Annotated in this window: 16 protein-coding genes and 1 pseudogene; 10 read left to right on the plus strand and 7 right to left on the minus strand. The window is 61.5% G+C overall.

Annotated features, from left to right (window positions below; all coding sequences use genetic code 11):
- The first annotated feature begins 130 nt into the window (after positions 1-130).
- The 5 genes from BGRAMDRAFT_RS23770 (at position 131) to BGRAMDRAFT_RS23790 (ending at position 7835) form a co-directional block, all read left to right on the plus strand.
- Positions 131-1264, plus strand: coding sequence for an efflux RND transporter periplasmic adaptor subunit (locus BGRAMDRAFT_RS23770; RefSeq protein ID WP_006051405.1), 1134 nt, complete (start codon positions 131-133; stop codon positions 1262-1264).
- Between the two features lie 14 nt (positions 1265-1278).
- Positions 1279-4416 (plus strand): efflux RND transporter permease subunit, encoded by a 3138-nt coding sequence (locus BGRAMDRAFT_RS23775; RefSeq protein ID WP_006051406.1) that lies wholly within the window; start codon positions 1279-1281, stop codon positions 4414-4416.
- 167 nt (positions 4417-4583) lie between these two features.
- Positions 4584-6086 (plus strand): efflux transporter outer membrane subunit, encoded by a 1503-nt coding sequence (locus BGRAMDRAFT_RS23780; protein WP_044021792.1) that lies wholly within the window; start codon positions 4584-4586, stop codon positions 6084-6086.
- Between the two features lie 73 nt (positions 6087-6159).
- Positions 6160-7134: a LysR family transcriptional regulator gene (locus BGRAMDRAFT_RS23785; RefSeq protein WP_006051408.1), complete on the plus strand. Its 975-nt coding sequence runs from the start codon at positions 6160-6162 to the stop codon at positions 7132-7134.
- Positions 7135-7265: 131 nt separating this feature from the next.
- A complete protein-coding gene (locus BGRAMDRAFT_RS23790) occupies positions 7266-7835 on the plus strand; it encodes a TetR/AcrR family transcriptional regulator (protein WP_006051409.1) in 570 nt (189 codons plus the stop codon).
- Positions 7836-7949: 114 nt separating this feature from the next.
- Here BGRAMDRAFT_RS23790 and BGRAMDRAFT_RS23795 read toward each other — a convergent pair whose 3' ends face one another.
- The 3 genes from BGRAMDRAFT_RS23795 to BGRAMDRAFT_RS23805 all read right to left on the minus strand — a co-directional run bounded on the left by BGRAMDRAFT_RS23795 (position 7950) and on the right by BGRAMDRAFT_RS23805 (position 10836).
- Positions 7950-8489: a hypothetical protein gene (locus BGRAMDRAFT_RS23795; protein WP_006051410.1), complete on the minus strand. Its 540-nt coding sequence runs from the start codon at positions 8487-8489 to the stop codon at positions 7950-7952.
- A gap of 92 nt (positions 8490-8581) precedes the next feature.
- Positions 8582-9523, minus strand: a complete 942-nt coding sequence (locus tag BGRAMDRAFT_RS23800) for a quinone oxidoreductase family protein (RefSeq protein WP_198143935.1) — start codon at positions 9521-9523, stop codon at positions 8582-8584.
- A gap of 80 nt (positions 9524-9603) precedes the next feature.
- Complete coding sequence (locus BGRAMDRAFT_RS23805) at positions 9604-10836, minus strand: MFS transporter (RefSeq protein ID WP_198143936.1); 1233 nt, start codon at positions 10834-10836, stop codon at positions 9604-9606.
- A gap of 110 nt (positions 10837-10946) precedes the next feature.
- Between BGRAMDRAFT_RS23805 and BGRAMDRAFT_RS23810 the strand changes: the two genes are divergently transcribed.
- On the plus strand, positions 10947-11813 hold the full coding sequence (locus tag BGRAMDRAFT_RS23810) for a LysR family transcriptional regulator (protein ID WP_006051413.1): 867 nt from the start codon (positions 10947-10949) through the stop codon (positions 11811-11813).
- Between the two features lie 506 nt (positions 11814-12319).
- Here BGRAMDRAFT_RS23810 and BGRAMDRAFT_RS36170 read toward each other — a convergent pair.
- Positions 12320-12495, minus strand: a pseudogene (locus tag BGRAMDRAFT_RS36170) (TA system antitoxin ParD family protein); the annotation flags it as partial.
- Between the two features lie 711 nt (positions 12496-13206).
- Here BGRAMDRAFT_RS36170 and BGRAMDRAFT_RS23820 point away from each other — a divergent pair.
- Positions 13207-13791: a chemotaxis protein CheB gene (locus tag BGRAMDRAFT_RS23820; RefSeq protein WP_006051416.1), complete on the plus strand. Its 585-nt coding sequence runs from the start codon at positions 13207-13209 to the stop codon at positions 13789-13791.
- Between the two features lie 734 nt (positions 13792-14525).
- On the plus strand, positions 14526-15218 hold the full coding sequence (locus BGRAMDRAFT_RS23825) for a phosphatase PAP2 family protein (RefSeq protein WP_044021794.1): 693 nt from the start codon (positions 14526-14528) through the stop codon (positions 15216-15218).
- Positions 15219-15324: 106 nt separating this feature from the next.
- Here the strand turns inward: BGRAMDRAFT_RS23825 and BGRAMDRAFT_RS35530 are convergent, their stop codons facing one another.
- Genes BGRAMDRAFT_RS35530 through BGRAMDRAFT_RS35540 form a run of 3 tightly spaced genes read right to left on the minus strand, consistent with a single transcriptional unit; the run spans position 15325 to position 15861 of the window.
- Positions 15325-15468, minus strand: a complete 144-nt coding sequence (locus tag BGRAMDRAFT_RS35530) for a DUF2254 family protein (protein ID WP_408283652.1) — start codon at positions 15466-15468, stop codon at positions 15325-15327.
- The gene (locus BGRAMDRAFT_RS35535; protein ID WP_322789603.1) at positions 15425-15646 is read right to left on the minus strand and encodes a DUF2254 family protein; all 222 of its coding nucleotides are present in this window, start codon (positions 15644-15646) and stop codon (positions 15425-15427) included. Before BGRAMDRAFT_RS35535 ends, BGRAMDRAFT_RS35530 begins: the two co-directional genes overlap by 44 nt.
- Positions 15544-15861, minus strand: coding sequence for a DUF2254 family protein (locus BGRAMDRAFT_RS35540; protein WP_006051420.1), 318 nt, complete (start codon positions 15859-15861; stop codon positions 15544-15546). Before BGRAMDRAFT_RS35540 ends, BGRAMDRAFT_RS35535 begins: the two co-directional genes overlap by 103 nt.
- A gap of 240 nt (positions 15862-16101) precedes the next feature.
- On the opposite strand from BGRAMDRAFT_RS35540, the gene BGRAMDRAFT_RS23835 reads away from it, so the two are divergent.
- Both BGRAMDRAFT_RS23835 and BGRAMDRAFT_RS23840 read left to right on the plus strand, forming a co-directional pair.
- Complete coding sequence (locus BGRAMDRAFT_RS23835; RefSeq protein WP_006051421.1) at positions 16102-16746, plus strand: hypothetical protein; 645 nt, start codon at positions 16102-16104, stop codon at positions 16744-16746.
- A gap of 918 nt (positions 16747-17664) precedes the next feature.
- The gene (locus tag BGRAMDRAFT_RS23840) at positions 17665-26280 is read left to right on the plus strand and encodes a GH36-type glycosyl hydrolase domain-containing protein (protein WP_006051422.1); all 8616 of its coding nucleotides are present in this window, start codon (positions 17665-17667) and stop codon (positions 26278-26280) included.
- The last annotated feature ends 52 nt before the right edge of the window (positions 26281-26332 follow it).

Raw genomic sequence — 26332 nt, forward strand, 5'->3', positions numbered from 1 at the left:
ACAACACTTTTCGAGGTGATCGAAGTTGGATACGAAAATAAGGCTGGAAGACGGCAGAACAGTTCGTCGTGCGCGATATGGCACGGTGGGCCGACGCGCCAGAACCTGGGCTGCCGCAGCCGCTGTGATCATGGCAAGCGGGGGCGCGTGGTTTCTCTACTCGCATGATGGCGGTGATAGCGTCGCCAATGCTCGACCCGTGCCGCCCCATGAGGTAACGATCAGCCGGCCGCTGGTACGCGACCTCGACACCCGACTTGGATTTCTTGGGCAGTTCTCGGCCGTCGATCAGGTGGAACTGCGCGCACAGGTAGGCGGTACGCTCACAGGTGTTCACTTCAGGGACGGCGACATCGTTCACAAGGGCGATCTGCTGTTCACCATCGATCCCGTGCCGTATGAGATTCGGCTCGCGCAGGCGACTGCCTTGCGGCGCACCGCTGAGGCGCGCCTCGTTCTGGCAAAGCAGGAGTTGGCGCGCGCACGGGAGCTTGAGCGCAATGATGCTGGCACGACGCAGAACGTCGAGCAGCGCACGTCCGAACTGAATGCTGCGCAAGCCGCACTCGACGATGCTGCGGCGCAGATCCGCGACGCCCGCTTCGATCTGGATCGCTGCCGCATCACGGCGCCGTTTACCGGCCGCATTGGCAGGCATCTTGTTTCCACCGGTAACCTTATTGCAGGCAGCCGTGGCGCAACGAGTCCGACGACGTTGCTCGCGACGCTCGTCTCGCTCGATCCGGTCTACCTCGACTTCGATATGAGCGAGGCGGACTTCCAGTCGTTTTCGCAGTATCGCGGCGACGCCAAAGGGCCGATTGCAAATCGCGTCGAACTGGCGGCGGGCAATTCGACGACCTACACACGGCAAGGCACGCTTGATTTCGTCGACAACGTGCTGGACCGTTCCAGCGGCACAATCCACGCCCGAGCGACGGTGTCCAATGCCGACCTGCGCTTTACACCTGGCGAGTTCTCGCGCGTGCGTCTCGCGGTGGCGCACCCCGCACCGACGCTGCTCGTGCCGGACGCATCCGTTTTACCCGACCAGTCCGAGTACCTCGTGATGACGGTTAGCACCGACGGAACGGTTGTGGCAAAGCATGTCGAGGTCGGTGAGATACGCGGGGGATTGCGTGTGATCCGCTCGGGCCTGTCTCGGGACGATCGCGTGATCGTCGACGGTTTGCCCTTTGCGGCGCCCGGAACGAAAGTGGCGACGCGCGATGGTGCGATCCGCTATGAGCCTAAACAGAACTAGCGGACAGTGAAGCCATGCGTATTGCCCATTTCTTTATCGACAGGCCGCGCTTCGCGACGGTGGTCAGTGCCTTTCTGACGCTAATTGGCCTGGGCGCGATGTTCGTGCTTCCCGTCGCCCAGTACCCGGAAATCGTTCCACCGACTGTGCAGGTGACGACATCCTATCCGGGTGCGTCGGCCGAAACGATTGCGCGAACAGTGGCCACGCCGCTGGAGCAGCAGATCAACGGCGTCGAGAACATGCTCTACATGAGCAGCCAGTCCACGGGAGACGGCCGGTTGACGGTCACGGTTACGTTTCGTATCGGCACCGACCTGAACGTCGCGCAGATGCTCACACAGAATCGGGTTCAGGATGCACTACCGCGCCTGCCCGAAGACGTCCGGCGCCTTGGCGTTCAGGTGAGGAAGTCCACACCTAGCATATTGCTGGCTGTTCACCTGTACTCTCCTGACAGAACGCGCGACACACTTTATCTCTCGAACTACGCGACGTTGCACGTGAAGGACACGCTAGCGCGTCTGCAAGGCGTCGGCGACGTGCAGTTCCAGGGTGCCCGTGAGTACGCAATGCGTATCTGGATCGACCCCGACAAGGTCGCAGCCAACAATCTGAACGCGAGTGAAGTGCTCACAGCACTACGCGCACAGAACCTGCAGGTATCGGCTGGTGTCCTGAACCAGCCGCCCACGGCGGGCAGCGACGCGTACCAGATAAACGTAGAGGCGCTCGGCCGGCTGTCCACGCCACAGCAATTTTCCGACGTCGTCGTCAAGTCCGACGCACAGGGTCGCGTGACGCGGATACGCGATATTGGCCTGGTCGAAGTCGGCGCCGCAGACTACGGCTCGACCGCTTTCATGGACCGTGACAACGCTTCGACGTTGCTCATCTACGCGGAGCCCGGTGCGAACTCGCTTGCAGTCGAGCAGCAGGTTTTGTCCGCGATGCGCGGGCTAAAGAATGAGTTCCCCGCAGGAATGGACTACAAGATCATCTACGACCCGACCATCTTTATCGGCAAATCGGTCGACGAGGTGATTGTCACCATATTCGTCGCAATCCTGCTGGTTGTTGGCGTCGTCTTTCTTTTCCTGCAGAACTGGAGGGCCACGATTATCCCCGTCGTTGCAATTCCGGTCTCCCTGCTTGGGTCGTTCATCGTACTCGCCACGTTCGGAATATCGCTAAACAACCTGTCTTTGTTTGGCCTCGTGCTGGCGGTCGGCATTGTCGTTGATGATGCGATCGTCGTAGTCGAGAACGTCGAGCGCAACATGCGCTCTGGCATGTCGCCGGTAGAGGCGGCCCACCGGACGATGGACGAAGTGGGCGGGGCACTGCTGTCGATTGCGTTGACGCTATGTGCGGTCTTCATCCCGTCCGCCTTCCTTAGCGGGATTTCGGGGCTGTTCTTTCGCCAGTTTGCGGTGACGATCGCAGCATCGACTGTCATATCCTGCTTTGTGTCGCTTACGCTGAGTCCCGCCCTCTGCGCGGTGCTCTTCAAGTCGCATGAGCCGCATATCGCGTCGCATGGGGGCCTCGCGCAGCGTCTGCTACATGCGGGCTTTGATCGCTTTAACAGGGGCTTTGACAGACTGTCGTTCGGGTACGGAAACGTCACCCGTCGTATCGTTCGTGGACTCACCGTCGTTCTCGCAATATACGTCGTGCTGATTGGCATTACGGGTCTTGAGTTCTCGCGTACGCCAACCGGCTTTATTCCGGAGCAGGATCAGGGTTATCTGATTACCGTGGTTCAACTTCCGCCGGGCGCGGCACTCGACCGTACCGAGAAAGTGGTCCGAAATGCCATTGACATTATCCTGACGACGCGCGGAATTGAACACGTTGCCCCGTTCGTTGGGCTTGACGCAACAACGTTGACCGTGGCGTCGAACTCGGGAACGATTTTTTCGGGGTTGCCGTCGCTGTACAACCACGAGATTCCGGGAGTGACCGCGAACACGGTACTGGCCGACCTGCGCAAACGCCTTTCCGTCATCAAGGACGCTTATGTGCTGACCATTCCGCCGCCTCCTGTGCAGGGTCTTGGCAATTCGGGCGGGTTCAAGATGATGCTGGAGGACCGCGCGGGACTTGGGTCAGAGGCGCTCGTGCATGCGGCGAATGCCCTTGTTGCTGCGGCCAACAGGGATCCCAGTTTTGCCGGCGTCTTCACCCTGTTCAATGCGGGGTCGCCATCGGTTTTCGCGAATATTGATCGTGTAAAGGCCGAAAAGGTCGGGCTCACACCCACGGATGTGTTTTCCGCACTGCAGGTCTATCTGGGTTCACAGTACGTGAACGACTTCAACTATCTTGGCAGAACTTATCAGGTCATTGTTCAGGCTGACGGGCAATTCCGGCATACGCCTCAGGACATCACCCGTCTAAAAGCGCGAAACCAGTTCGGTGAGATGGTGCCGGTCGGCACAGTGGCGCAAATGGAGAACCGTACGATTCCCTATCGGGTGCCTCGCTACAACTTGTATCCTGCCGCGGAAGTTCAGGGCGTCGCAGCGCCAGGCATCGCCACCGGTACAGCACTCCATCGCATGGAAGAGCTTGCCCATCAGGTGCTGCCGCAGGGTATCAGCTTCGAATGGACGGACCTGGCTTACCAGCAGCAGCAACACGGCACGCCGACGCTCCTGGTATTCGGAGCAGCTGCGCTCTTCGTGTTTCTCGTTCTCGTCGCGCAGTATGAGAGCTGGAAGCTACCGCTTGCGATCGTCCTGATCGTACCGATGTGTATTCTCGCGTCGGTCACTGGCCTGATCGCTCGCGGCATGCCCATCGATATCCTGGCGCAGATCGGCTTCGTCGTTCTCGTCGGACTGGCTGCGAAGAATGCCATCCTGATAGTCGAATTTGCGCGTCAGAAGGAGGACGAGGGGACCGCACCGGTTGACGCCGCGGTGCACGCTGCACGCACACGCCTGCGTCCTATCCTGATGACGTCTTTTGCCTTCATCCTCGGAGTGGCGCCGCTCGCGGTCGCCACAGGAGCAGGCGCTGAAATGCGCCAGTCGCTGGGAACGGCGGTGCTGTTCGGCATGCTGGGTGTGACTTGCTTCGGACTTCTGTTCACTCCTGCCTTTTATGTTTTCATCCGCAAATTTGGCCGTAAGGAGCGCACATGATCTTCACTACTGCCGTTGCTCGCAGACTAATGTGTGTTTCAGGTTCGCATAGTGAAGCTGGCAATCTTCGACACGAGCCGCATGACGGCGCCCCATATCTGCCCGAGATCAGCGGAGCGAAACCGGCGTGCCGGCGGCAGGCGGCTGAAGACGGACGTCACACGGTCATGCGCCGGCCTTCAACGAGCCTGCTCCGTGTTATATGCGTGGGCGTAGCAATCGCGACGGGCCTGGGGGCTTGTGCGGTGGGGCCGGATTATGCGGCGCCCACTACGCAGCTTGTGCCGTTCCATAACCGGGTTGAGACAAGCACCCAGCAAGCGGCAAGACCGTCTCCGCACCTCGACACCTGGTGGACCGGATTTGATGATCCAATGCTCGTAACCGTCGTTCAGCGTGCTCTTGCGCAGAACCTGGACCTTGCGGCGGCGTTTGCCCGCGTTCAGCAGGCGCGGGCGGTCGCAGCGGGGGCGGGCGCGCAGCTTCTGCCAACGCTCGATTTCGACGCGACGGGAACCGCCGAGCATCAGAGCCTGTTAAGTCCGGTCGGCACCATCGCGAAAACGTTTCCTGGCTACAGTCGCGACCAGCGCGAATACAACGTTGGGGCTACCGCGAGCTGGGAAATCGATCTGGCCGGCGGACTGCGCCGCAGCGCCGCTGCGGCGCGTGACGAAGTGCAGGCGGCCGAGGCTGAGCAACTCGGCACGCGGATTACGGTGGCCGCCGACGCCGCCGATGCATACCTGCAGGTCAGAGGGTTCCAGACGCGGCTTGCGGTGGCGCAGGATCAGATTGACACCGACGGACGCCTTCTTGAGCTTGTCCGGGTGCGGCGTCGCGCTGGCGCGGCGGACGAGAGGGAGATTGCCCAGGCCGAGGCGCTGCTAAAACAGGCAAGGTCCACTGTACCTATCCTGCGCACGTCGCTTGAGGCGCAACTAAACCGCCTGGATGTGCTGATGGGTGCGCAGCCGGGAACGTACGCGCATGAACTGTCCGTCTCCTCCACCATCCCCGCGATCCCGAAGATTGACGATAACGACCAGCCACTGGACGTCTTGAGGCGTAGACCTGACATCATCGCGGCGGAGCGGCGAGTGGCCGCTTCAAGTGAGCGGATCGGCGCGGCAATCTCGGGCTATTACCCGAAGATCTCCCTGTCTGGCGCGCTTGGCTTTGACAGCGTGAGCACCAATCACCTCTTTACCGCGGCAGCGTTTCAGCCGGTCGGTACGGGGGCGCTTCGGTGGCGTCTGTTTGACTTCGGGAAGGTGGATGCGGAGGTTAAGCAGGCGCGAGGCGCGAACGCAGAGGCGCTTGCACTGTATCGCCAGGCGGTGCTCAAGGCCGCTGAGGATGTTGAGAACGCGTTCACAGCGCTTTCCCAGACAGAGGCTCGACGGCAGGAGTTGCAGGATGAAGTGGCATCACTGACGCGCGCCCGCAACTTGTCCGAACGCGCCTACAGAGCAGGGGCCATAACCCTCACAGATGTGCTGGACGCGGACCGTCAACTCCTCGTCGCGCGTGACGATCTGGACAGCTCACGCGCGGACGCGGCGCGCGCCGCGGTCGGGGCATTTCGTGCGCTGGGCGGCGGCTGGGACATCTCCCCGGACGCCCGCGTGGCAACGAATAGTTCTCCACCGGCGGTTCCGGTCAGGTGAGATGCCTGGGCCGTTGCCTTGTCTCCTTCGTGAGCCGGGTGGTTGTCTGATACGGCGTCGACTTGGAGACGATATGGACCGGTTTCAGTCAATGCAGGTGTTCGCCAGGGTGGTCGAGCTGAACAGCTTTTCCCGTGCGGCGGACGCGCTCCGTCTTCCGCGTTCGACGGTGTCTGTTGTGGTCAGGAAGCTGGAAGCGCACCTGCGGGTTCGTCTGATGCAGCGGACGACCCGACACCTTAGCCTTACTCCGGAAGGAGCGGAGTACTACAGGCATTGCATACGGATCCTGGCCGAGATCAGGGAGTCGGAAGAGATGCTTGCTAGCGCTCGGAACGGACCGCGAGGTCGGCTTTCCGTGCAGATCGCGACGGCGCTTGGAAGAATTGTCGTCTTGCCAGCCATCGACGACTTTCACAAACGGTTCCCCGATCTCGAACTGATGATCGGGCTGGATGATCGGCCCATTCACCCGAGCGATGAGAACCTCGACTGTACAATCCGTATGGGGGAGCCTGAAGACCCAGGCGTCATTCAGCGCCGGCTGTGTGATCTGGAGATAGTGACCGCTGGCAGCCCCGACTACCTTGTCCGTTACGGCGAACCTCAACGCGTGGAGGATATTCCGCAACATCTTGCAGTGCACTGCCTCTCACACGCTACCGGAAGAGTCGCGAACTTCATGTTTGACATCAACGGTGATGCGGTCGAGGTCGGCTTGCCGGCTGCGCTTTCAATCAGCGACGCGGAGAGCTGTGCAATATGCAGCGCTAACGGCATGGGACTAATTCAGGCTCCCCGGTTCATACTTGCGCCATACCTGAACTCGGGCGCACTCGTCGAAGTGCTGTCTCAGTGGCAGCCAGGGCCGATGCCGGTTGCAGCCGTGTTTCCGCACCGCCGGCAGATCGCCCTTAAGGCACGCGTCTTTGTGGAGTGGGCGGCGGAGCTATTGGAAAAAAGCCCTTTATTTCTGGGTAACCTCGATCTTGGTAATCCGTCTTCGAGTGGCTATCGCGTCGACGCAGAGGCGCCTTTGATCGACTGATGGCCCCGCCGGTGGTGGACCCGAAAGGCGCGACGATTCGCGTCACTCCCTACGCAATGAGTGCATCTCCGACTTGCACCGGCAAGCTGGATGTTATATCAAATCTAAATTAACGAAAGATCATCGAGGTCATGAGAAAATCCAGACAGGAGGCGGCCGAGACCCGCCAACGCATCGTCGAGGCGGCGTCCAGCCGGTTTCGGGAAAACGGCATAGACGGGACTGCCGTCGCCGATCTTATGTCGCAGGCGGGCCTGACGCACGGCGGATTCTACAAACATTTCACATCGAAGGAACACGTAGTACTGGAGTCGCTACAACTCGCCGCTGGGTCGCTGCGCGAATCGATGGAAGCGTCGCTGTCGCGTTCGACCGACGTCCGAGGTCTGAATGCGGCAATCAACGACTATCTTTCTCTGGAGCATCGGGACGATCCTGGCAGCGGCTGTCCCTTCGTCGCACTTGCAGGCGAGTTGGCACGCTCCAGCGACGAGGTGCGCGACGCGGCCACGGAGGGCGTCGTGAACCTTGTCAACCTCATCGCAAGCCGTCTCACCGAACTGCCACCCGCTGCGGCAAGGAAGAAGGCGCTTGTCATGCTATCAACCATGATGGGCGCACTTACGATGGCGCGTATGGTGAACGACGAGCAACTGTCGTCGTCCATCCTCCGGGAGGCCAAGAAAGCGCTGCTGCCATGACTTTCGCGGCACCAGCCATGTTTATGACAGGCGGCGGCCAACTTGATCGGCAATGAGGACCTGGATCAGCGGTGAGTTGTGCTATTTCGCGAGTTCGGACTAAATCGCGGCGGGTCAGGGCGACGGCACTGGCAAGATGATTTCCGACGCGATTTTCCATTGACCATCCAGATTCAGCCATTGAATGATCATGATAAACGGACGCGGAGATGGATCCTGGCCGCCGTAGCTGACGGCGATTTTCATCGGCGCATACGTCTGTGCGACTGTTGAAGAAATACCCACCACCTTTAGTTTTGCCCAGTCGGGAAACAGTGTGAGTGTGCCGGCAGCGTAGATATCCTGAAGCTTGTGCGCCACTGATTCAGATCCCCAAAAGCCGGCCCAACTTCCCTCTGCGGGATCGACGCTTTTTGCGACCAGCAGCGCTGACGGTGAGTCCCAGAACATCTTCTCTATGGCTGCAGCGTCGTGACGGTTTGCCGCCAATGTCAATTGCCGGAAGCGGTTCTTCACATCTTCAAGCGATCCATCGGGCAAAGGGTGCGCGGAGTCAAGATTCACAGGAGCCACATCCGTTTGTGCGCCTTGCGTTGCACCTGCAGACATCAACGCACCGGCGAGCGCGGCCGCGGCGAGGTATATTTTTTTCATAAATAATCCTGGGGATTGCGATCTTCAAGGAGAGCGTTCAGCGAGCGGGACCATGACTGATCTGCGCGAACGCGTTGGAGCAGGGCCATTGATCAGTACCTCGGATCGAGGACGATGACGCCCTGGGCTTCCCGGCGTTCGAGCATGGCGTGCGCATCGGCCGCGCGGCTGAGCGGGAGCGTAGCCGCAACCCGCGGTCGAATCAGTCCTTGTCCAATGCCGTCTTTCAGGAAGCGCAGACCACGTTGGATAAGATCCGGGCGCTGAAAAAACGAGGGCAGATAGACTCCGGTCAGCGTTTGCGCTTTTGCCATCAACTGACGCGGCGCGAGAGGTTTGCCGGGGCCGCGCGTCGAACCGATGACAACGCATCGGCCAAGCATGCCAAGGCAGGCGAAGTTCTCGTCGAAGACGTCGCCGCCGACTGTTTCGAGGATCACGTCAACGCCTTTGCCGTTGGTGATGCTCAGGACCGATTCCGGCCAGTGCGGCGAGTCATAAGCAATCGCATGGTCGGCGCCACGGCTCAATACAAAGGCTCGGCGGGTGTCTGAACTCGCGGTCCCGATTACCGTGGCCGCACCGAGTACTTTCGCAATCTGGACCGCGAGGTTGCCGACGCCGCCGGCTGCGCCATGAACCAGCACGCTTTCGCCCGGGCGCAGCACTGTGCAAACCTGAAGAGCGAGAAATGCAGTCACGCCCTGACACGGCACGCTCGCCATGACGACGTCATCGGTATCGTCTTCGAGTTCAACGAGCATGTCAGCGCGAGCCACTGCGCGTTGCGCGTAAGCGCCCTTCGACATCAGGGCCATCACCTTGCGCCCAACCAGGTGGTCGTGCGCCTCGGTGCCGGCATTCAGCACACGGCCGACCACTTGCAGCCCGCCGACCTGAGGTAGCGTCACGCCGCCGACCTGCGTCTCTGCCCGGTTGTAGACACCCATGCGCTCCCGAACATCCGGAAAATTGACACCGATAGCAGTGGTCTCGATCAACACTTCGCCCGCTCGCGGCTCGGGGTCGGGCAACCCGACGTACTCGAGGACTTCGGGGCCTCCGAATTTTCGATACTGAATGGCTTTCATTGAGGACTTCCTGTTTGATGGGATCATGCCTCGCCTGGGTGAGAGCGGATCGAGTCCGACTTCGCCCAGAGGGCAATGCCGAGTTGCCCTGACAGGGCGATGACGACCAGTGCCGTAGATAACATCGGCAACTGCGTAAGGCGGATGCCCGCGGCAAGGGCGAGCCCGCCCAGCGCAGCGCCGGCAGCACTGCCGAGATAGTGCGCGGAGCTCTGTAATGCGACGACGACGCTTGCTTTATCCGGATGCAAAGTCAGCAATCTGTGTTGTTGTGGCGCCTGCGAGGACCACGCCGCGGCACCCCACACACCAAACAGGGCGAGAGCCGCTGCGGGATAGGGCAGCGCTGGCCCCAGGGTTCCGAAAACCGCGAGCATCAGAATCTGTACGACCGACATCACCCATTCCGGGTGGCCTGTGGCGTCGATCAGCGCGCCGCAGAAGTAGATGCCGAGAACCCCGCCTACACTCCAGGCCCACAGATAAGGCAACGGATCAGTGATGCCGCCGCTCGCGCGCAGCAGCGGTGCCACGAAGGTGTAGAGCCCGATTGATGCGGCAGATGTGACGAATGAAACAGCAATGGTTGCAGCGACACGAGGGTCGACCAGTACTGCAACGCGTTGGCGAAGCGAAGGTGGTGTCGAGGCGGCGATTTCAGGCATGCGCGAAACGACGCCCGTGAATGCGATTCCACCTAGCGCCACTATCAGCCACATCGCGCTTCTCCAGCCGAAACCGTGAGCGACGATGAGACCGCACGGTACGCCGACGGCGGTGCCCAGTGCGAGGCCGCCCACGACGACACCGAGTGCGCGGCCTCGTCGTTCCTGAGAAACCATGCTTGCAGCAGCACTGAAGGCGCTGGGACCATATAGGCCTGCGCCGACTCCGGCCGCTGCGCGCGACAGGAGCAGGACGGGGAAGCTCGTTGCGAGTGCGCTAAGCGTGTTCGCGAGCGTGAAAAGGATCAGCGCTGCGCCTAGCACGCGCCGCACGGGCTTGCCTGCCGTCAGTGCGCCAAACACCGGCGCTGCAACGGCATAACACGCGGTGAACATTGTGACTGTTTGACCTGCCACGGAGGCGGAGACCGCGAAGGTGTTGGCGATGCCGGGCAGCAAGCCCGCCATGATGTACGCGTCGATGCCAAGCGCAAACGTGCCGAGGCATAAGGGAAGAATCCTGATCAACCTGGCTCCTCGGGAATCGTTAATTTCCATCGCCATCAATAGATGCCACGCGATGCGACGCATGCACTCGGCGCCGGCATCACGATAAGATGTCAAGCATCATGCAAAATAGCACTGGTACCGGAAGTCGGAAACCCGGAAAGCATTCACATCGCTTGTGAGAATTTGCACCAATGTTCGACTGGAATGACATGAGACATTTCATCGCCCTGGCGGAGGCGGGCACTCTGTCGGGTGCGGCGCGCAAGCTGAAGGTGGATCACGCCACAGTTGCGCGGCGTATCGCAGCGCTCGAGCACGCGTTGGGAGAAACGTTGGTGGACCGCCTTGCGAGACGTTGGCGGTTAACCGAGGCAGGCCTCGACGTTGCGCGCGTCGCCGAGGGCATGCAGACGCAGGCTCATGCATTGGAAATGGCGGTGCGAAGCCGTAACACGGGAGCGCGGGCGAGAGTCGTTGTCAGTGCTCCGCCTGCTTTCGCGAGCGTCTTCCTCGCGCCTCGTTTTGCCGAACTTGCTTCACGGCATCCCGAAATCGAACTGACGCTCCTGGGCACTCAGCCGATGATCTCGCTCAGTCGTCAGGAGGCGGATATTGCCGTTCGCCTGACTCAACCTACAGAACCAAGCTATGTTTCCCGCAGGATCGGAAGCGTGAGTTATGGGTTGTATGCGGCGCAGGGCTACATCAGCCGGGCATCCGGCGAGTGGCAGTTCATTGCGTACCATGCGGCACTCGATCACGTACCGGAGCAGGTATGGCTGCTTGACTTCGCGGGTGGCCGCCGCATCGGGTTCAGGAGCAACGATCTGGTGAGCCAGCTTGCCGCGGCGCGCGAAGGTCTGGGCATTGCTGCGTTTCCCCACTTTTTTGCGGCAGACGATGAACGCGTAATCGCGCTGCCTGTGGACGCAGAAAAACTCTCGCGTGATATTTATCTGATCGCCCACGTTGACATGCGACGGCAGGCGGCCGTGCGTCTCGTGATGGATTTCATTGCGGAGAAGTTCGTCAATGACTTTGACAACGGGGAGCGGTAGAACGAACAGTGCACAACAACATCAAGAAACAGAAGAGGTTCAGGGCACTTGAGAACGACATGAGGGGCTTCACCCAATTTCTCAGCGTGGAACGTGAAAGGCTTGCGGATAACATGACGGGCCTACGCAAGGGCATCGATGAATGGAAGGCCCGGCAGAATCGCTAGCTAGAAGCGGGGTCCTATTACGATAGCTCTTCTGCTGATGGATGAAGCCGCCAGTAGATTGCTGGGTTTGGGCTGAAAAAAGCGACCCCTTGGTCGCCTGACGCCTGTTATAGACACCATCTAACCACTGCTGGAAGCGCTGGCGGCCGCGGCGCCGGCAGCCTTGGGATGTGTACTATATCGCTTGATGGCGGCACCGATATCGGCGTCCGGATACTCGCCGTTTGCAAAGAAACAGCGTGCTTTAGCCGCATCGTCGCGAACTTTGTTAAGGCTGGATACGAGCGCTGTTTCGTCACCTTCCAATTCCTCGATAGCCGCCCCTGCGTCCGCAATTGCCAACGACGCTTTGACGGCTTGCGCCACGACACCTGCGGCTTTCAGTTCGCGGGTAGCTATTTCATTGAAGCGCAGCGTCGGACTCATTCGCGCAGCATGCCGATCCTGATCCAGAAAGCCGCTTGGGCGTTGATCGACCGGCAGGACACTGTGCTTGCCTTACGTATCTGCTGAATGGCAACGAGTGGCCAGCTGGAGCCCCTATCGCGGGACCGGCGCAACGTTACATGACGTGTTGGTCAGCGCGGATCGATGCGCCGGAGGCCTGGTCAGTGCCATCCGCGAAAGAACGCGCGGAACTCGGCAGCAGGAAGCGGGCGACTGATGAGATAGCCTTGGACTACATCGCAGCCCTCCCTGGCGACCGTCCCCGCTGCTGCTCTGTTTCGACGCCTTTGGCAACGGTGGCCATGCCTGCAGCATGCGCCAGCGTAATCACTGCCCGTATGATGCTACCGCATTGGGTTCATTGCCAGGCGCCCACGCGAGTGCTTTATCGATCTTCAGCGTGTTGATAGGCAAGCGCATCAGATGGCCTGGCGCAAAACCGCGAGTATTGTCGAGGCCGACCCTCGACATGCATTGTGCGGCGGCGTGAACACCGGGCGAGCCTCTAACTGGTGATAATCGCGACGCCGCTTTCTGGAACAAAAAATGCGCACGCCCGTTCATACCATGAGGAAAAGCGGATGAATCGGAGATACACCGACATCTGGAGGACGGGAGTCTGATGGCCAATGCGCAGAAAGGCCAAGCTCTAACTCTTTTGGTCGACCTGACTACCCATCTAGCCCGATGATGGAGCACTCGCGGTTTTAAACGGTTTGCTCAACCAAGTCGCGTAATTAGGGGATCGATTCAGACGTCGGGGCAATCTCAATGAGGGAATGGGATGGCAAACCGTAATATCGTGGCTATTGGCGTCTACTGGTGGACTCGATGCACTATCTACTCTCGTGTCGGGTTTGGCACAAGATTTCCCAGCGGCCCTGTTGATTGTATTGCATACGGCACCGTCCAGCCCCCGCCTGCTTGCCGCGATCGTCAGCCGCTCTACTTCTCTGCCAGTCAGGTACGCCGAGGACGGCGATACACTTGAGAACGGGTGCATCTTCATTGCGCCACCCGATTGCCACATGATCGTCCGCGACCCATGCCACCTGGGATCTGACTGCGGTCCCAAGGTGCAATTTGTACGTCCGTCTATCGACAAGCTGTTTGAGTCGGTCGCCCAAGTTTTTGGCACTGGCGCGATCGGGGTCGTGTTGAGCGGCCGCGCTCACGACGGCTCGAATGGGCTTAGTGCAATCACCGCGGCCGGAGGCGTTGGTGTTGTTCAGGATCCTTTGGATGCACGGGCGGCCGAGATGCCCGCCAGTGCTATCGCGGGCGGCCACCCGAAATTCGTGCTGCCGGTAGTGCAGATAGCGGCGCTACTCTCGCGCCTCGTTCAAGAAGAGATTGATTCCTGAGATCGGGATCCCTTCGTTAAGAGGCGTTGGCCCTTACAAGCCCTTGACGGGCCGTACTGAGCCGACAGCATCATGCAGAGATCGGCCATGAAGAGTCTTTCGCGCCGTTGGATGTGCGGACGCTCAATCGTCTCCATCTCACGGCAAAGCCGCCCTGTGCCCGACGGCAATTGACGCGGTTCAGGCCGTTGGCATTGTTATCGTGCATTCCGGCGCGAGGCATTCGAATGTGAACCGATCTTCCATTTCCTCCGGCGTCAGAGAGTGTCGCGCCGGGTTGCACGCGCAGATGTAACCCGCGAGTCGGACACGCGGGAGCACGGAAAATGGCTGCTGATTCCGAACTGAGCCGTCGCTCGTCGGACTTTGTCCGGGCCAAGATGGGAGAGCAGCCGGTGAAGTGGCCGACAGTATCTTTACAAAACCACCGCATGTTCCATGGTGAAGCCCGGCTCGGCGCAACGCCCCGCCAACCACGCTTTTCGCCCGACTCCTATGATCTGGTCTACCGCGCGGCAAACAAGCGCCAACGGCCGGAGAAGGTTCGATGCCACACCGATCCGGCAAATGTCGCGGAGGAGAATAGAGCGGCGTTGACGGCTAACGTTTGTGAGTGTGAAGCATGTGCTGCGACGACACGCTCGAGAGGTCGGATATCGATGAACTCGTCATCGCTCCGATCCAACGTTTGGCTGCGCAGTTCCATAACTAGAAGATCGGGAGAAGATGCAAAGATGAACCCTTTCGATACGGCAATCCAGGATTTTCTGACGCACACTGCGATGACTTGCGGTGTATTGAACCACCCGATAAGAGTCATCGCGGACCTCTACACATTCAAAGGCCTGGTGCTCGTACCCGTATTGTGGTGGATATGGTTCAAACCCAGCCAGCGGGGCGAATGGGAGCGTGAAATGGTTGTCGCGACGATCGCGAGCGGTCTTCTCGCACTCGCGGTGTTCAGGGTTATCGCCCGATATTTGCCATTCCGGATGCGGCCCATGTTCAATCCCGACCTGCACTTCAATTTTCCGTCAGGTGGCCTCGACCCGGCCGTACTGCCCGCGTGGAGTTCGTTTCCGAGTGACCACGCGATGTTGTGGATTTCGGTTGCGATGGGAATTTTCCTGGTTCGACGCGGCGTCGGCGTGCTCGCACTTTTATACACCGCGATCGTCATATTACTGCCGCGCGTTTATCTCGGCTGGCACTATCCGACCGACATACTCGCGGGGGCGGCGATTGGGGTGATCATCACCTGGAGCATGACTCGGGACCCCATTAGGACCCGCTTTTCAGCTCCGATCCTCGGATGGATGCAAAGATTCCCCGGGCCTTTCTATGCCGTGATGTTTGCTTTGTGTTTTGAACTGGTGACCCAGTTCAACGAGCTACTGGTTCTCGGCCGGTCCCTGGTGCAAGGCTGACGGTCGCGCGATCGAGCAGTGCCAATTCGACGCGCAACGCGTCATGACGATGTTCCGGAAGGCTCTGAACGAGATTCTCAATGGCCGCGGGCAGACGTCGCGCGATCTAAACGCTGCCCGCGCCGTACTGTCGTATCTCGCGAAAACTGATATGCACGAAGTCTTCCCAATTGGGCGTCCGCAAGATCATGCGCACCTGCCCCGACTTATCCACCATCTCTTCGATGTGCGGAGACCGTTTGCCCACCACGCGCAATAGTCGGTGCAAACTGGTCGATGGCAAGCACGGCCGTCGTCGGATCGTTGATCGCCGCCGACAGCGCTTTCAGCGCAATATCGACCAGGATGCGAAACGCGAGCATAGGGTCCTGCTCGATGCTGCGTTCCGTCCCGAAAGCGACCAGGGTGCGGAGCCTCCTTTCATCGATTGCGCCACAATTCCGTACAGATAGAACAGGGGTTCTTCCACCGCGACGAAATCACCCACTTGCGGTACGAATTCAATGATTGAGTCAGTGCGCCGCGCCTTGGCCACCAGCCATTCCAGATTCACCGCCAGAACGATGCCAGATTTGCCGCGATGATGAACAATCCGATCCGGTACGCCTCTGTCCTCCTCGCGTTCCGGCGGGGTAAGAAGCATTCGAAAATCTCTTGCAATGCTGAGGATGCCGGATCATCAATCCCCATAGCTACGATGCATCCGACATCCGGCGAAAGGGGCGGCGGCACAAGCCGTGCGATCGCCGCCGCGCAAGCGGGAAAAAGTGTAATGGCGCAGAATTGGATGGTGAGCACCTTCAAACGCGCGTGAGAGGAAGCGGTGCCAGACTTCGGTCATCAGGGCTTTCCGTTACCGAGCAACTTTGCTGTAGAGGAACCAATGAAGAAAGGAAAGACAAAACTCACCCGCCATGATGCTGAGCGCCTTTTCGAGGGGCTGCCCGTCAGTAAGACGACAGGATCGAGCCGGCCGGAGAACCCATTCGAAGCAGGGGTGTTCGACGTGGTCGAGCGCGTCGACGACGAAACCAAACTCTGGAAAGACAGCCTCATTACTCTTCCGATGTCGATCGAGTTGCCGACCGGCTACGAGTCGGTCTCTCGCCTGCGCGAGGCGATGGCGCGGGCCTGGCGCGTGAAGTGGGTGAGGGAGGGCAAAAACGAGGTTGTCGCGGAGTTTCCGGAAGGGTGGACCGCCGTTCGCCCCGAGACCGGCCCCATAGAGTTGCGAGATCCGTCCGGCGTGGTCCGTGCCTTATACGGGTGGGCCACGGATGCGGAACTCAGGATTCTTCCACGGTACGTTGTTGAGTCGCAGGCGAACAGATCGAGCGGACTGGGCAGCTTGCTTGTCCGTGATCGCGGGACCGGTCAAATTCTCGAGAGGTCGTCAACATGGTCGGCTCGAACCGGTACCAACCATCCAGATTGGGCCAGGCTGTCGGCGTGGCTCAGCTTACGCTATCCACAACACCACGACCCGCTGAGGTACTGGGAAGATTGCGAGGAAAACACACAAAACTGAGTAGCGGTGCAAAGTAGCTACCGACGGGCAACGAGACAGAGCGCGGCGATATCGTCGCGAGTCCCCTTAGTCGGTCCACCCTATCGCTACGTTCGGACAGGGCGTTTGCTCCGATGGCATCGTGCATGCATGGCATGCGCCGGTAAATCCAGACGATCCGGCGATCGTCGAGTTGGCCGGCTGTCGGGAACGCATCTACACGGTACTCGAAAAAATATAAATCGCGACAGCGTCACCAGATGCGTTCACACTGGGCGACATGGCCGTTGCTTTCGCGACGGGCAAAACCGGGGAACCATATTGGCGAAGAGCACGATGCGCGGTAATCGCGAAGTTAAAAAGCCCAAACAACCCAAAAAGGTAGTGTCTCCTGCGGTAGGCGTGTCCCCAGCGCTTGCCTCGAAGACCGCCGCAGGCGGCGCACCGGCCAGGAAGAAATAGCAGGCGCTGGGACACGGATCCGTGTCCTTTCTGCTCCATGGTTTCCGTATGTTCAGCCGCAAGCTGCGTCGACGGGGCTGTGCATACGTGCTCCCGCCCGTCGCCGATTGCCGCACGGTCACATCGAAGCTTATCTGCCAAATTTAGTGTGCCCCTCGACGGCAGCTACCGTTTTGCGCGGGAGCGAGTCATTGCCGACCGCTTCCGCAGAAGCCGCATAGCTGCTTGGTTGTCCTGACGGTTCCTCGCATGTCCGCCCACACCGTGAATCAAGCCACATCCCGCAGGCGTGCATGCATGCGAAGGTGGGGTGTGGCCTCGCCGAAGGAAAGTCCCGATCATGTTCCAACTCGATGAGCCGTCGGTCGCTACTACGATGGCAAACCCGACGGCAAGCGCTGTGCGCGCCGCTAACATGACACGCCACCGCGACCGGTTCACCCGGCCGAACTCATCGGCGCCGCAGGAACTGCGCCTGTGAAAACGATCCTCCGGTATGTCGCGAGACATCGTTCGCCGTCGGCGCCGTGGACCGACACCGCGCCGGTGCGCGAAGAACTGTTCGGCGTCGAACGGCTCGAGCAACATGCGGAAAGCCTCGCTGCCGCGCAACCGGTCACGAAGACACCGCCTGCCGTTTTATCGCTGCACACGAGACTGAACGATAATGCCGCGGTCCTGCTCGCGGCCTACCGCGCGAGCGCCGAAGAACTGGAGCGCGGCCGGGGCGTGGTGCCCGCCGCGGAATGGCTGCTCGACAACTATCACCTCGTCGAGGAGCAGATCCGCGAGATTCGCGACGACTTGCCGCCCGGCTACTACCGTCAGTTGCCCAAGCTTGCCGCAGGTCCGTTCGCCGGGTATCCGCGCGTGTTCGGTATCGCGTGGGCGTTCGTTGCGCATACCGACAGCCACGTCGACCCGCAGATCCTGCGGCGTTTTATCAGCGCGTATCAACGGATTCAGCCGCTGACAATCGGCGAATTGTGGGCCGTGGCGATCACGCTGCGCATCGTGCTGATCGAGAACCTGCGACGCCTGACTGACCAGATTACTGCTGGCCGCAGCGCACGCGCCGACGCCGATGCACTCACCGACCGTCTGCTCGAATCGGGGAGTGCCCGTTCGGCGCTCGAAGCGGACATTTCCACGCGCTCCTCAGGCCTGTTGTCGGAGCTGTTCGCCGCACAGCTCGCAAAACGGCTGCGTGACCAGGATCCGCGCATCACGCCGGCACTTGGCTGGCTGGAAGAGCGGCTCAAGCTTCAGGGCGTCTCTGTCGATGAAGTCGTGCAACACGCACAGCAGCGGCAGGGCGCGTCGAACGTCACCGTGCGCAATGTGATCACCAGCATGCGGCTGATTTCCGACATCGACTGGACCGAACTGTTCGAGAGCGTGAGTCTTGTCGACGCGCGGTTGCGCGCGGACAGCGGCTTTGCGACGATGGATTTCCCGACGCGCAACCTGTATCGCAGCGCGATCGAGCAACTGGCGCGCGGCTCTTCTTTCACCGAACTCGAAGTCGCCGGACTAGCGCTGGAATCGGCCCGGGTGGCGGCGCTGGAAGCAGGCGATGGCGCACATGCACAACGCGCCGGCGACCCCGGCTATCACCTGATCGCCGAGGGCCGGCGAGCACTGGAGCGGGCGATCGGATTCCGGGCGCCTGCGCGTCTGCGGATCACGCGCCTCAACGTCCGCCTCGGCATCCACGGCTATGTCGCCACAATCCTGACGCTCGCCCTGGCGTTACTCGCGCTCGCGTTGTGGGCACTATCCACACTGGCGCCGCCCGGTACCGAAGCCTGGGTACTCGCGCTGTTTGCCGTATGCGCATTCCTGCCTGTCACCGAGGTCACGACCGCGCTAATCAATCGCGCGGTGACATGGAGTTTCGGCGCAATCACGTTGCCCGCTCTCGAACTGACTGCCGGCGTGCCGTCGTCATTGCGCACACTGGTTGCCGTGCCGACGCTTCTGACGAGCGAAGCCGATCTCCGCGAGCAGGTCGAACGCCTCGAAGTGCATCACCTCGCGGGAGCCGGTGGCGACCTGTCCTTCGCGTTGCTCGCGGACGGGCTCGATGCGGATCAGGAAGTGCTGCCGGACGACGCACACCTGCTCGCCGTGGCCGCCGACGCGATCGACGAGCTGAACCGCCGTTACGAGCCAGGCCCCGGTGGAAGCCGTTTCCTGCTGCTACATCGCCGCCGCGTGTTCAATGCGAGCGAGAACAAATGGATGGGCTGGGAACGCAAGCGCGGCAAGCTGCACGAACTCAACCGCCTGCTGCGCGGTGCGACGGATACGACCTTTGTGTCGATCGCCGGCCGTGCACCGCAGGTGCCGCCCGAGGTGCGCTACGTCATCACACTCGACGCCGATACGCGTCTGCCACGCGACGCCGCGCTACGGCTGATCGGCAAGATGGCGCATCCGCTGAACCGGCCGACGTTCAGCGACGCCGATCAACGCGTGGTCAACGGATACGCGATCCTGCAACCGCGTGTCACGCCATCGCTGCCCGTCGGGCAGGAAGGGTCGCTGCATCAGCGCGTCTTCTCCGGCCCCGGCGGGATGGACCCGTACGCGGCGGCGGTGTCCGATGTCTATCAGGACCTGTTCGGCGAAGGGTCGTATACCGGCAAGGGCATTTACGACGTCGATGCGTTTGAGGCGGCTTTGCGTGGACGCGTGCCCGAAAACGCGCTGCTCAGTCACGATTTGTTCGAAGGGATTTTTGCGCGCGCCGGACTCGCGTCGGATGTCGAGGTGGTCGAGGAAGTGCCGTCGCGTTACGACGTGATCGGCAAGCGCCAGCATCGCTGGACGCGTGGCGACTGGCAATTGCTGCCGTGGATCGTCGGCTATCGCGGCCGGGACCGACACGCGATGCCGTCGATCGGCCGCTTCAAGATGCTCGACAATTTGCGCCGCTCGCTGCTCGCTCCCTTCATGGTCGCCGCGCTCGGCCTATGCTGGCTGATGCCGATCGACGCCGGAATGGCAAGCTCGCTGCTGGTGCTAAGCGCGCTCGCGATTCCCGCATTCCTGCCGACGCTGTTCGCGATCCTGCCGCGCCGCAGCGGCATCCATCTGCGCAATCATCTGGACGTGCTGGCCGCCGATGTGCGGCTCGCAACCTTGCAAACAGTTCTGTCGACCGCGTTCCTCGCTGACCAGGCGTGGCGCATGGGCGATGCGATTATCCGCACGCTGATACGGCTGTTCGTGACGCATCGCCGGCTGCTCGAATGGACCACCGCCGCCCAGTCGAAGGGCAGCCCCCGACTCGACTTGCGCGGCTTTTATCGGCAGATGAAAGGCGGTGTCGCGCTCGGCCTTGTGCTGCCGGCTGGTGCGATCGCGTTTGCACCCTCGCACTGGCCGCTCGTGCTGCCGTTTGCGCTGTTATGGCTCGCCGCGCCGGCGCTCGCGCTGTGGTCGAGCCGGTCGCCGACCGTCGCGCGGCGTTTCGCGATGGCGGACGCGGACGCACGCAGCCTTCGCCTGATCGCGCGACGCACGTGGCGTTTCTTCGAGACCTTCGTTACGCCCGCAGAGAACATGCTGCCGCCCGATAATTTTCAGGAAGATCCGAAGCCGGTCGTCGCACACCGCACCTCGCCGACCAACCTCGGGCTCTATCTGCTGTCGGCGGTTGCTGCGCGGGATTTTGGCTGGGCGGGGACGACGGAAACCGTCGAACGGCTTGAAGCGGCGTTCGCTTCGATGCACAAGCTCACGCGTTTCAAGGGGCATTTCTATAACTGGTACGGGACGCTCGATCTCCAGGTGCTGGCACCGGCGTATGTTTCGTCGGTCGATAGCGGCAATCTGGCCGGTCATCTGATCGTTCTCGCCAACGCGTGCGAAGAGTGGCCGCATGAATTGCTCGCGCCGGCCGCGCGGCCCGGATTGATGGATAACCTGCAACTCGCGCGTGAAGCCATCGACACGCTGCCCGCCGCAGGCGGTGAACATGGCAGGCAACTGGTTGCGATCCTCGAAGAGATCAGCAAGCAGTTGCACGGTCCGCAGGCGTTCGAAGCGCTGTCGCCATCGCTCACGCGGCTGACCGAAAAGGCCGCGAAGGCAGCGCGTGAACTCGTGCCCGCCGGCGGCGGCGATAGTTCTGCCGACCTGATGTTCTGGATCGATGCGTTGAGTAAAAGCCTGGTCGAACATGCCCGCGACCGGCAACAACTCATCGCGGCACCAGAGCTTCTGCAGGCACGCCTGAAGTCGCTCGCCGATACGTCGCGGGCGATGGCGCTCGAGATGGACTTCGCATTCCTGCTCGATCCGGAACGCAAGCTGCTGTCGATCGGCTATTCCCAATCCGACAACAGCCTGGACGTGAACTGCTATGACCTGCTGGCGTCCGAAGCGCGTCTCGCAAGCCTGTTCGCCATCGCGAAAGGCGACGTGACGACGCGCCACTGGTTCCGCCTCGGTCGCGCTGCAACGCCGGTCGGTGACGGCTCGGCGCTGATCTCGTGGTCGGGGTCGATGTTCGAATACCTGATGCCCTCGCTGGTGATGCGTGCACCGGTCGGCAGCCTGCTTGAGCAGACAAGCCGCCTGGTGGTGGAACGGCAAGCCGCGTATGGGCGTTCGCTTGGCATCCCGTGGGGCATTTCGGAATCGGCGTACAACGCACGCGACATCGAATTTACCTACCAGTATTCGAATTTCGGCGTGCCCGGCCTTGGCCTCAAGCGAGGGCTTTCGGAGAACCGGGTGATCGCACCGTATGCAACGGGGCTAGCCGCGATGGTCGACCCACTAGCCGCGCGAGAGAACTACGCACGACTCGCCGCGCTCGCCGCGCTCGGCGCGCTGGGGCGCTATGGTTTCTACGAAGCACTCGATTTCACCCGCTCGCGGCTACCTGAGAACGAGGATGTTGCGATCGTGCGCAATTTCATGGCCCATCATCAGGGCATGACGATCGTGTCGATCGCGAACACGTTGCTCGACGCGCAGATGCGGGCACGTTTTCATCGCGAACCCATGATCCAGGCCAGCGAACTGTTGCTGCAGGAGCGTATGCCGCGCAATGTCGCCGTCGCGCATCCCCGTGCCGAAGAAGTGAAAACGTCAGCAACGGTCGCCGGCGTCGTGCCGCCGACCGTACGGCGCCTCACAGCGTCGGCCGTTGCCGGCGCGGCGCCCGTGACACACCTGCTGTCGAATGGACGCTACGCCGTCATGCTGACTGCGACCGGCGCCGGCTACAGCCGTTGGCGCGATCTCGCCGTGACGCGCTGGCGCGAAGACGCAACCCGCGACGATTGGGGTTCTTTCATCTTCCTGCGCGACACGCAGAGCGGCCACGTGTGGTCGGCCGGCGCAAAGCCGGCTGATAGCGCTGCCGATTACGAAGAGGTTGTGTTCGGCGAGGACCATGCTGAATTCATCCGCCGCGACGGCTCGTTGACAACGACGATGGACGTACTGGTTTCCGGTGAAGCAGACGGTGAAGTGCGCCGCGTCTCGTTGGCCAACAGTGGACGCCGTGCGCGCGAGATCGAACTGACATCCTATGCGGAAATCGTGCTCGCGACGCCCGCTGCCGACAACGCGCATCCCGCCTTCTCACGGATGTTTGTCCAGACCGAGCACCTTGCGGAGTTCGGCGCGCTGGTGGCCACGCGCCGTCTGCGTTCGCACGACGAAAGACAACTGTGGGCTGCGCATTTCGCGGTTGTCGACGGCGAGATCGTTGCCGAGCCGCAATACGAATCGGATCGCGCGCGCTTTCTGGGACGCGGGCGCAACGCCGGCACGGCGGCAGCGATCTTCGACGATCAGCCGCTGAGCAATACTGCCGGGACCGTACTCGATCCGGTCCTTGCGCTCAGATATCGCGTGCTGGTGCCGCCGGGCAAGGTCGCACGCGTGACGTTCTGGACAGTAGTGGCCGAGTCGCGAGCGCTGTTGCTCGATCTGGTCGACAAACACCATGACCGCAACGCGTTCGACCGCGCCAAAACGCTAGCCTGGACGCAGGCTCAGGTGCAGTTGCGTCATCTCGATGTCGAAGCCGACGAGGCTGCGGATTTTCAGCGCCTCGCCGCGCCGGTTATTTACGCCGATGCGCGTTTCAGGGCGCCGTCGGACACGATCGTTCGAGGAGCTGGTCCTCAGTCCGGAGTCTGGCCGCACGCGATCTCCGGCGACCTGCCGATCGTGCTGCTGCGTATCGATGACGTCGAGGACATCGCGCAAGTCCGGCAATTATTGAGGGCGCACGAGTACTGGCGGATGAAGCGGCTGGACGTCGATCTCGTCATCGTCAACGAACGGGCTTCGTCTTATATCCAGGAGTTGCAGGGTGCGATCGAGACAGCCGTGCGCAGCAGCCAGTTGCGGCCGCGTATCGGCGAAGAGCTCGCGCAAGGAGCGGTCTTTACGCTGCGCGCCGATTTGATGAGCGTGGAGGCGCGGGCGCTGCTGCAATCGGTCGCGCGTGTCGCGTTGATCGCGCGCCGCGGTTCGATCGCCGACCAGCTCGCGCGCTTGCCGCAGTCGCTGGGACAGCCATTGGCGCTACGCCGGCAGAAGTCGCCGATGTCGTCGCCATGGCCTGCGGCGCCTCATCTGCCTCGCGCCCTTTCGCCGGTTGCGTCGAGGCTCGAGTTCTTCAACGGTCTGGGCGGCTTCGATAAAGACGGCCGGGAATACGTGAGCGTCCTCGTGGCGGGCGCGACCACGCCCGCGCCGTGGATCAACGTGATCGCCAACTCCGGCTTCGGCTTTCAGGTCGCGGCGGAAGGCAGCGGCTACACCTGGGCCGAAAACAGCCGCGAGAATCAACTCACGCCGTGGTCGAACGACCCCGTCGAAGACCCGGCCGGCGAAGCCATCTATGTGCGCGACGAAGTCACTGGCGATGTATGGGGCGCCACCGCGTTGCCAATCCGCGACGGCGGGACGTATGTGGCGCGTCACGGGCATGGCTATAGCCGCTTTGAACACGAGGCGAATGGCATCGCGCTCGACTTGCTGCAATACGTGCCGCTCGCCGACCCGCTGAAGATTTCGAGGCTGACGTTGCGCAATCTGTCCGGCATGCCGCGCCGTCTGTCCGTGACGGCGTGGATGGAATGGGTGCTTGGCACATCGCGCGGCGCATCGGGACCCTTCATCGTGACGGAAATCGACTCCACTACCGGCGCGATGCTGGCGCGCAATCCGTGGAGCATGGGGTTCGCCGGGCGAGTCGCGTTCGCCGACCTGAGCGGCCGGCAGACCTCGTGGACGGCAGACCGCACCGAATTTCTCGGACGCAACGGACGGACTGCGGCACCCGCCGCGCTGACCGGCAACGCGCCGCTGTCTGGCGCAACCGGCGCGGGCCTCGATCCATGCGCGGCGTTGCAGCGCGTGATTGAGCTGGGCGTGGGTGAGACCGTCGAAGTCGTGTCGTTCGTGGGGCAATGCGCGTGCGTCGAAGACGCACGCGCATTGATCGAGCGTTATCGCAAGGCCGACCTCGACGCCGTCCTCGCCGAGGTGACGACCCAGTGGCAGAACGTGCTCGGCACCGTCCAGGTGAAGACCCCCGACCGCGCGATGGATCTGATGCTAAACGGCTGGCTGCTGTATCAGACGCTCGCATGTCGTGTCTGGGCACGCTCGGCGTTCTATCAGGCGAGCGGCGCGTATGGCTTTCGCGATCAGTTGCAGGACGGCATGGCGTTGACGCTGGCGCAGCCGGACGAGGCCCGGCGACATTTGTTGCGCACTGCGGCGCGGCAGTTCATCGAAGGCGATTTCCAGCACTGGTGGTTGCCTCAGTCGGGGCAAGGCGTGCGCACGCGGATTTCCGATGACCGCGTCTGGCTCGCGTTCGCGACGGCGACGTACATTGGCTGCGCGGGTGACGTCGCGATTCTCGACGAGATCGTGCCGTTTCTCGATGGGCCGCCACTGCGACCTGGCGAGCACGATGCGTTCTTCCAGCCGATGGTCGCGGATGAATCAGCGTCGTTGTTCGAGCATTGTGCGCGGGGCCTGGATCAATGTATGGAACTGACCGGCGAGCACGGTTTGCCTCTGATCGGCACGGGTGACTGGAACGACGGCATGAACCGCGTCGGTGCGCACGGCAAGGGAGAAAGCGTTTGGCTTGGCTGGCTCTTATTGCGGACGATCGAATTGTTTGCCCCGCTGGCTGAATCGCGCGATGCGGTTTCCGTTGCGCATGCTGCGCGCTGGCGTGCGCATGCGGCCTCGGTGCGCGAGGCGCTGGAGCGTGAAGCATGGGACGGCGAATGGTATCGCCGGGCGACGTTCGACGATGGCACGTGGCTTGGCTCAAAAGACAGTGACGAGTGCCAGATCGATTCGATCGCGCAGTCGTGGGCGGTGCTGTCCGGCGCGGCAGATCCCGCCCGCGCGGCGCTGGCGATGACCTCGCTGGAAAAGCACCTGATCCGTCCGGACGACGGGCTTGCTTTGCTGTTCACGCCGCCATTCGATAAAACGTCGCACGATCCAGGCTATATCAAGGGCTATCCGCCGGGGCTGCGTGAAAACGGCGGGCAGTATAGCCACGCAGCGATGTGGGCGATCCTCGCGTTCACCAAAATGCGCGAGGGCAACAAGGCCGCCGCGCTGTTTTCACTGCTTAACCCCGTCAATCATGCGCGTACGCCGACAGAAGTCGACCGCTACAGGGTCGAGCCCTATGTCGTCGCCGCCGATGTGTATTCCGTGCCGCCGCACGCCGGGCGCGGTGGCTGGACCTGGTACACGGGGTCCGCTGGATGGATGTACCGGGCGGGTGTCGAGGGCATTCTCGGGATTTGTCGCGAGGGCGGTTTTCTTGTGATCGATCCGTGTATTCCGGACACGTGGCCGGGGTTTGAAGCAACGGTGACGATGGATTCGACGCGGTATGAGATTCACGTCGAAGCCGCTGACGAGCTCGATGTGACGCGCGCGGTGCTCGACGGCGCGAGTCTCGAATGTCGTGATGGTCGGGTGCGCGTGCCGCTCGATGTCGGCTCGCACAAGCTCCTGATTTCGCTTTGTCTCCGCGTAAGGGAAGACGTGAACTCGGGCGCGCAGGTCGCGTGACGAAGCACGCATCGTGCTCCGAAAGGAAAACAGGAGACGAATAGTGGTAATG

Source organism: Paraburkholderia graminis C4D1M, assembly GCF_000172415.1.
GTDB lineage: Bacteria > Pseudomonadota > Gammaproteobacteria > Burkholderiales > Burkholderiaceae > Paraburkholderia > Paraburkholderia graminis.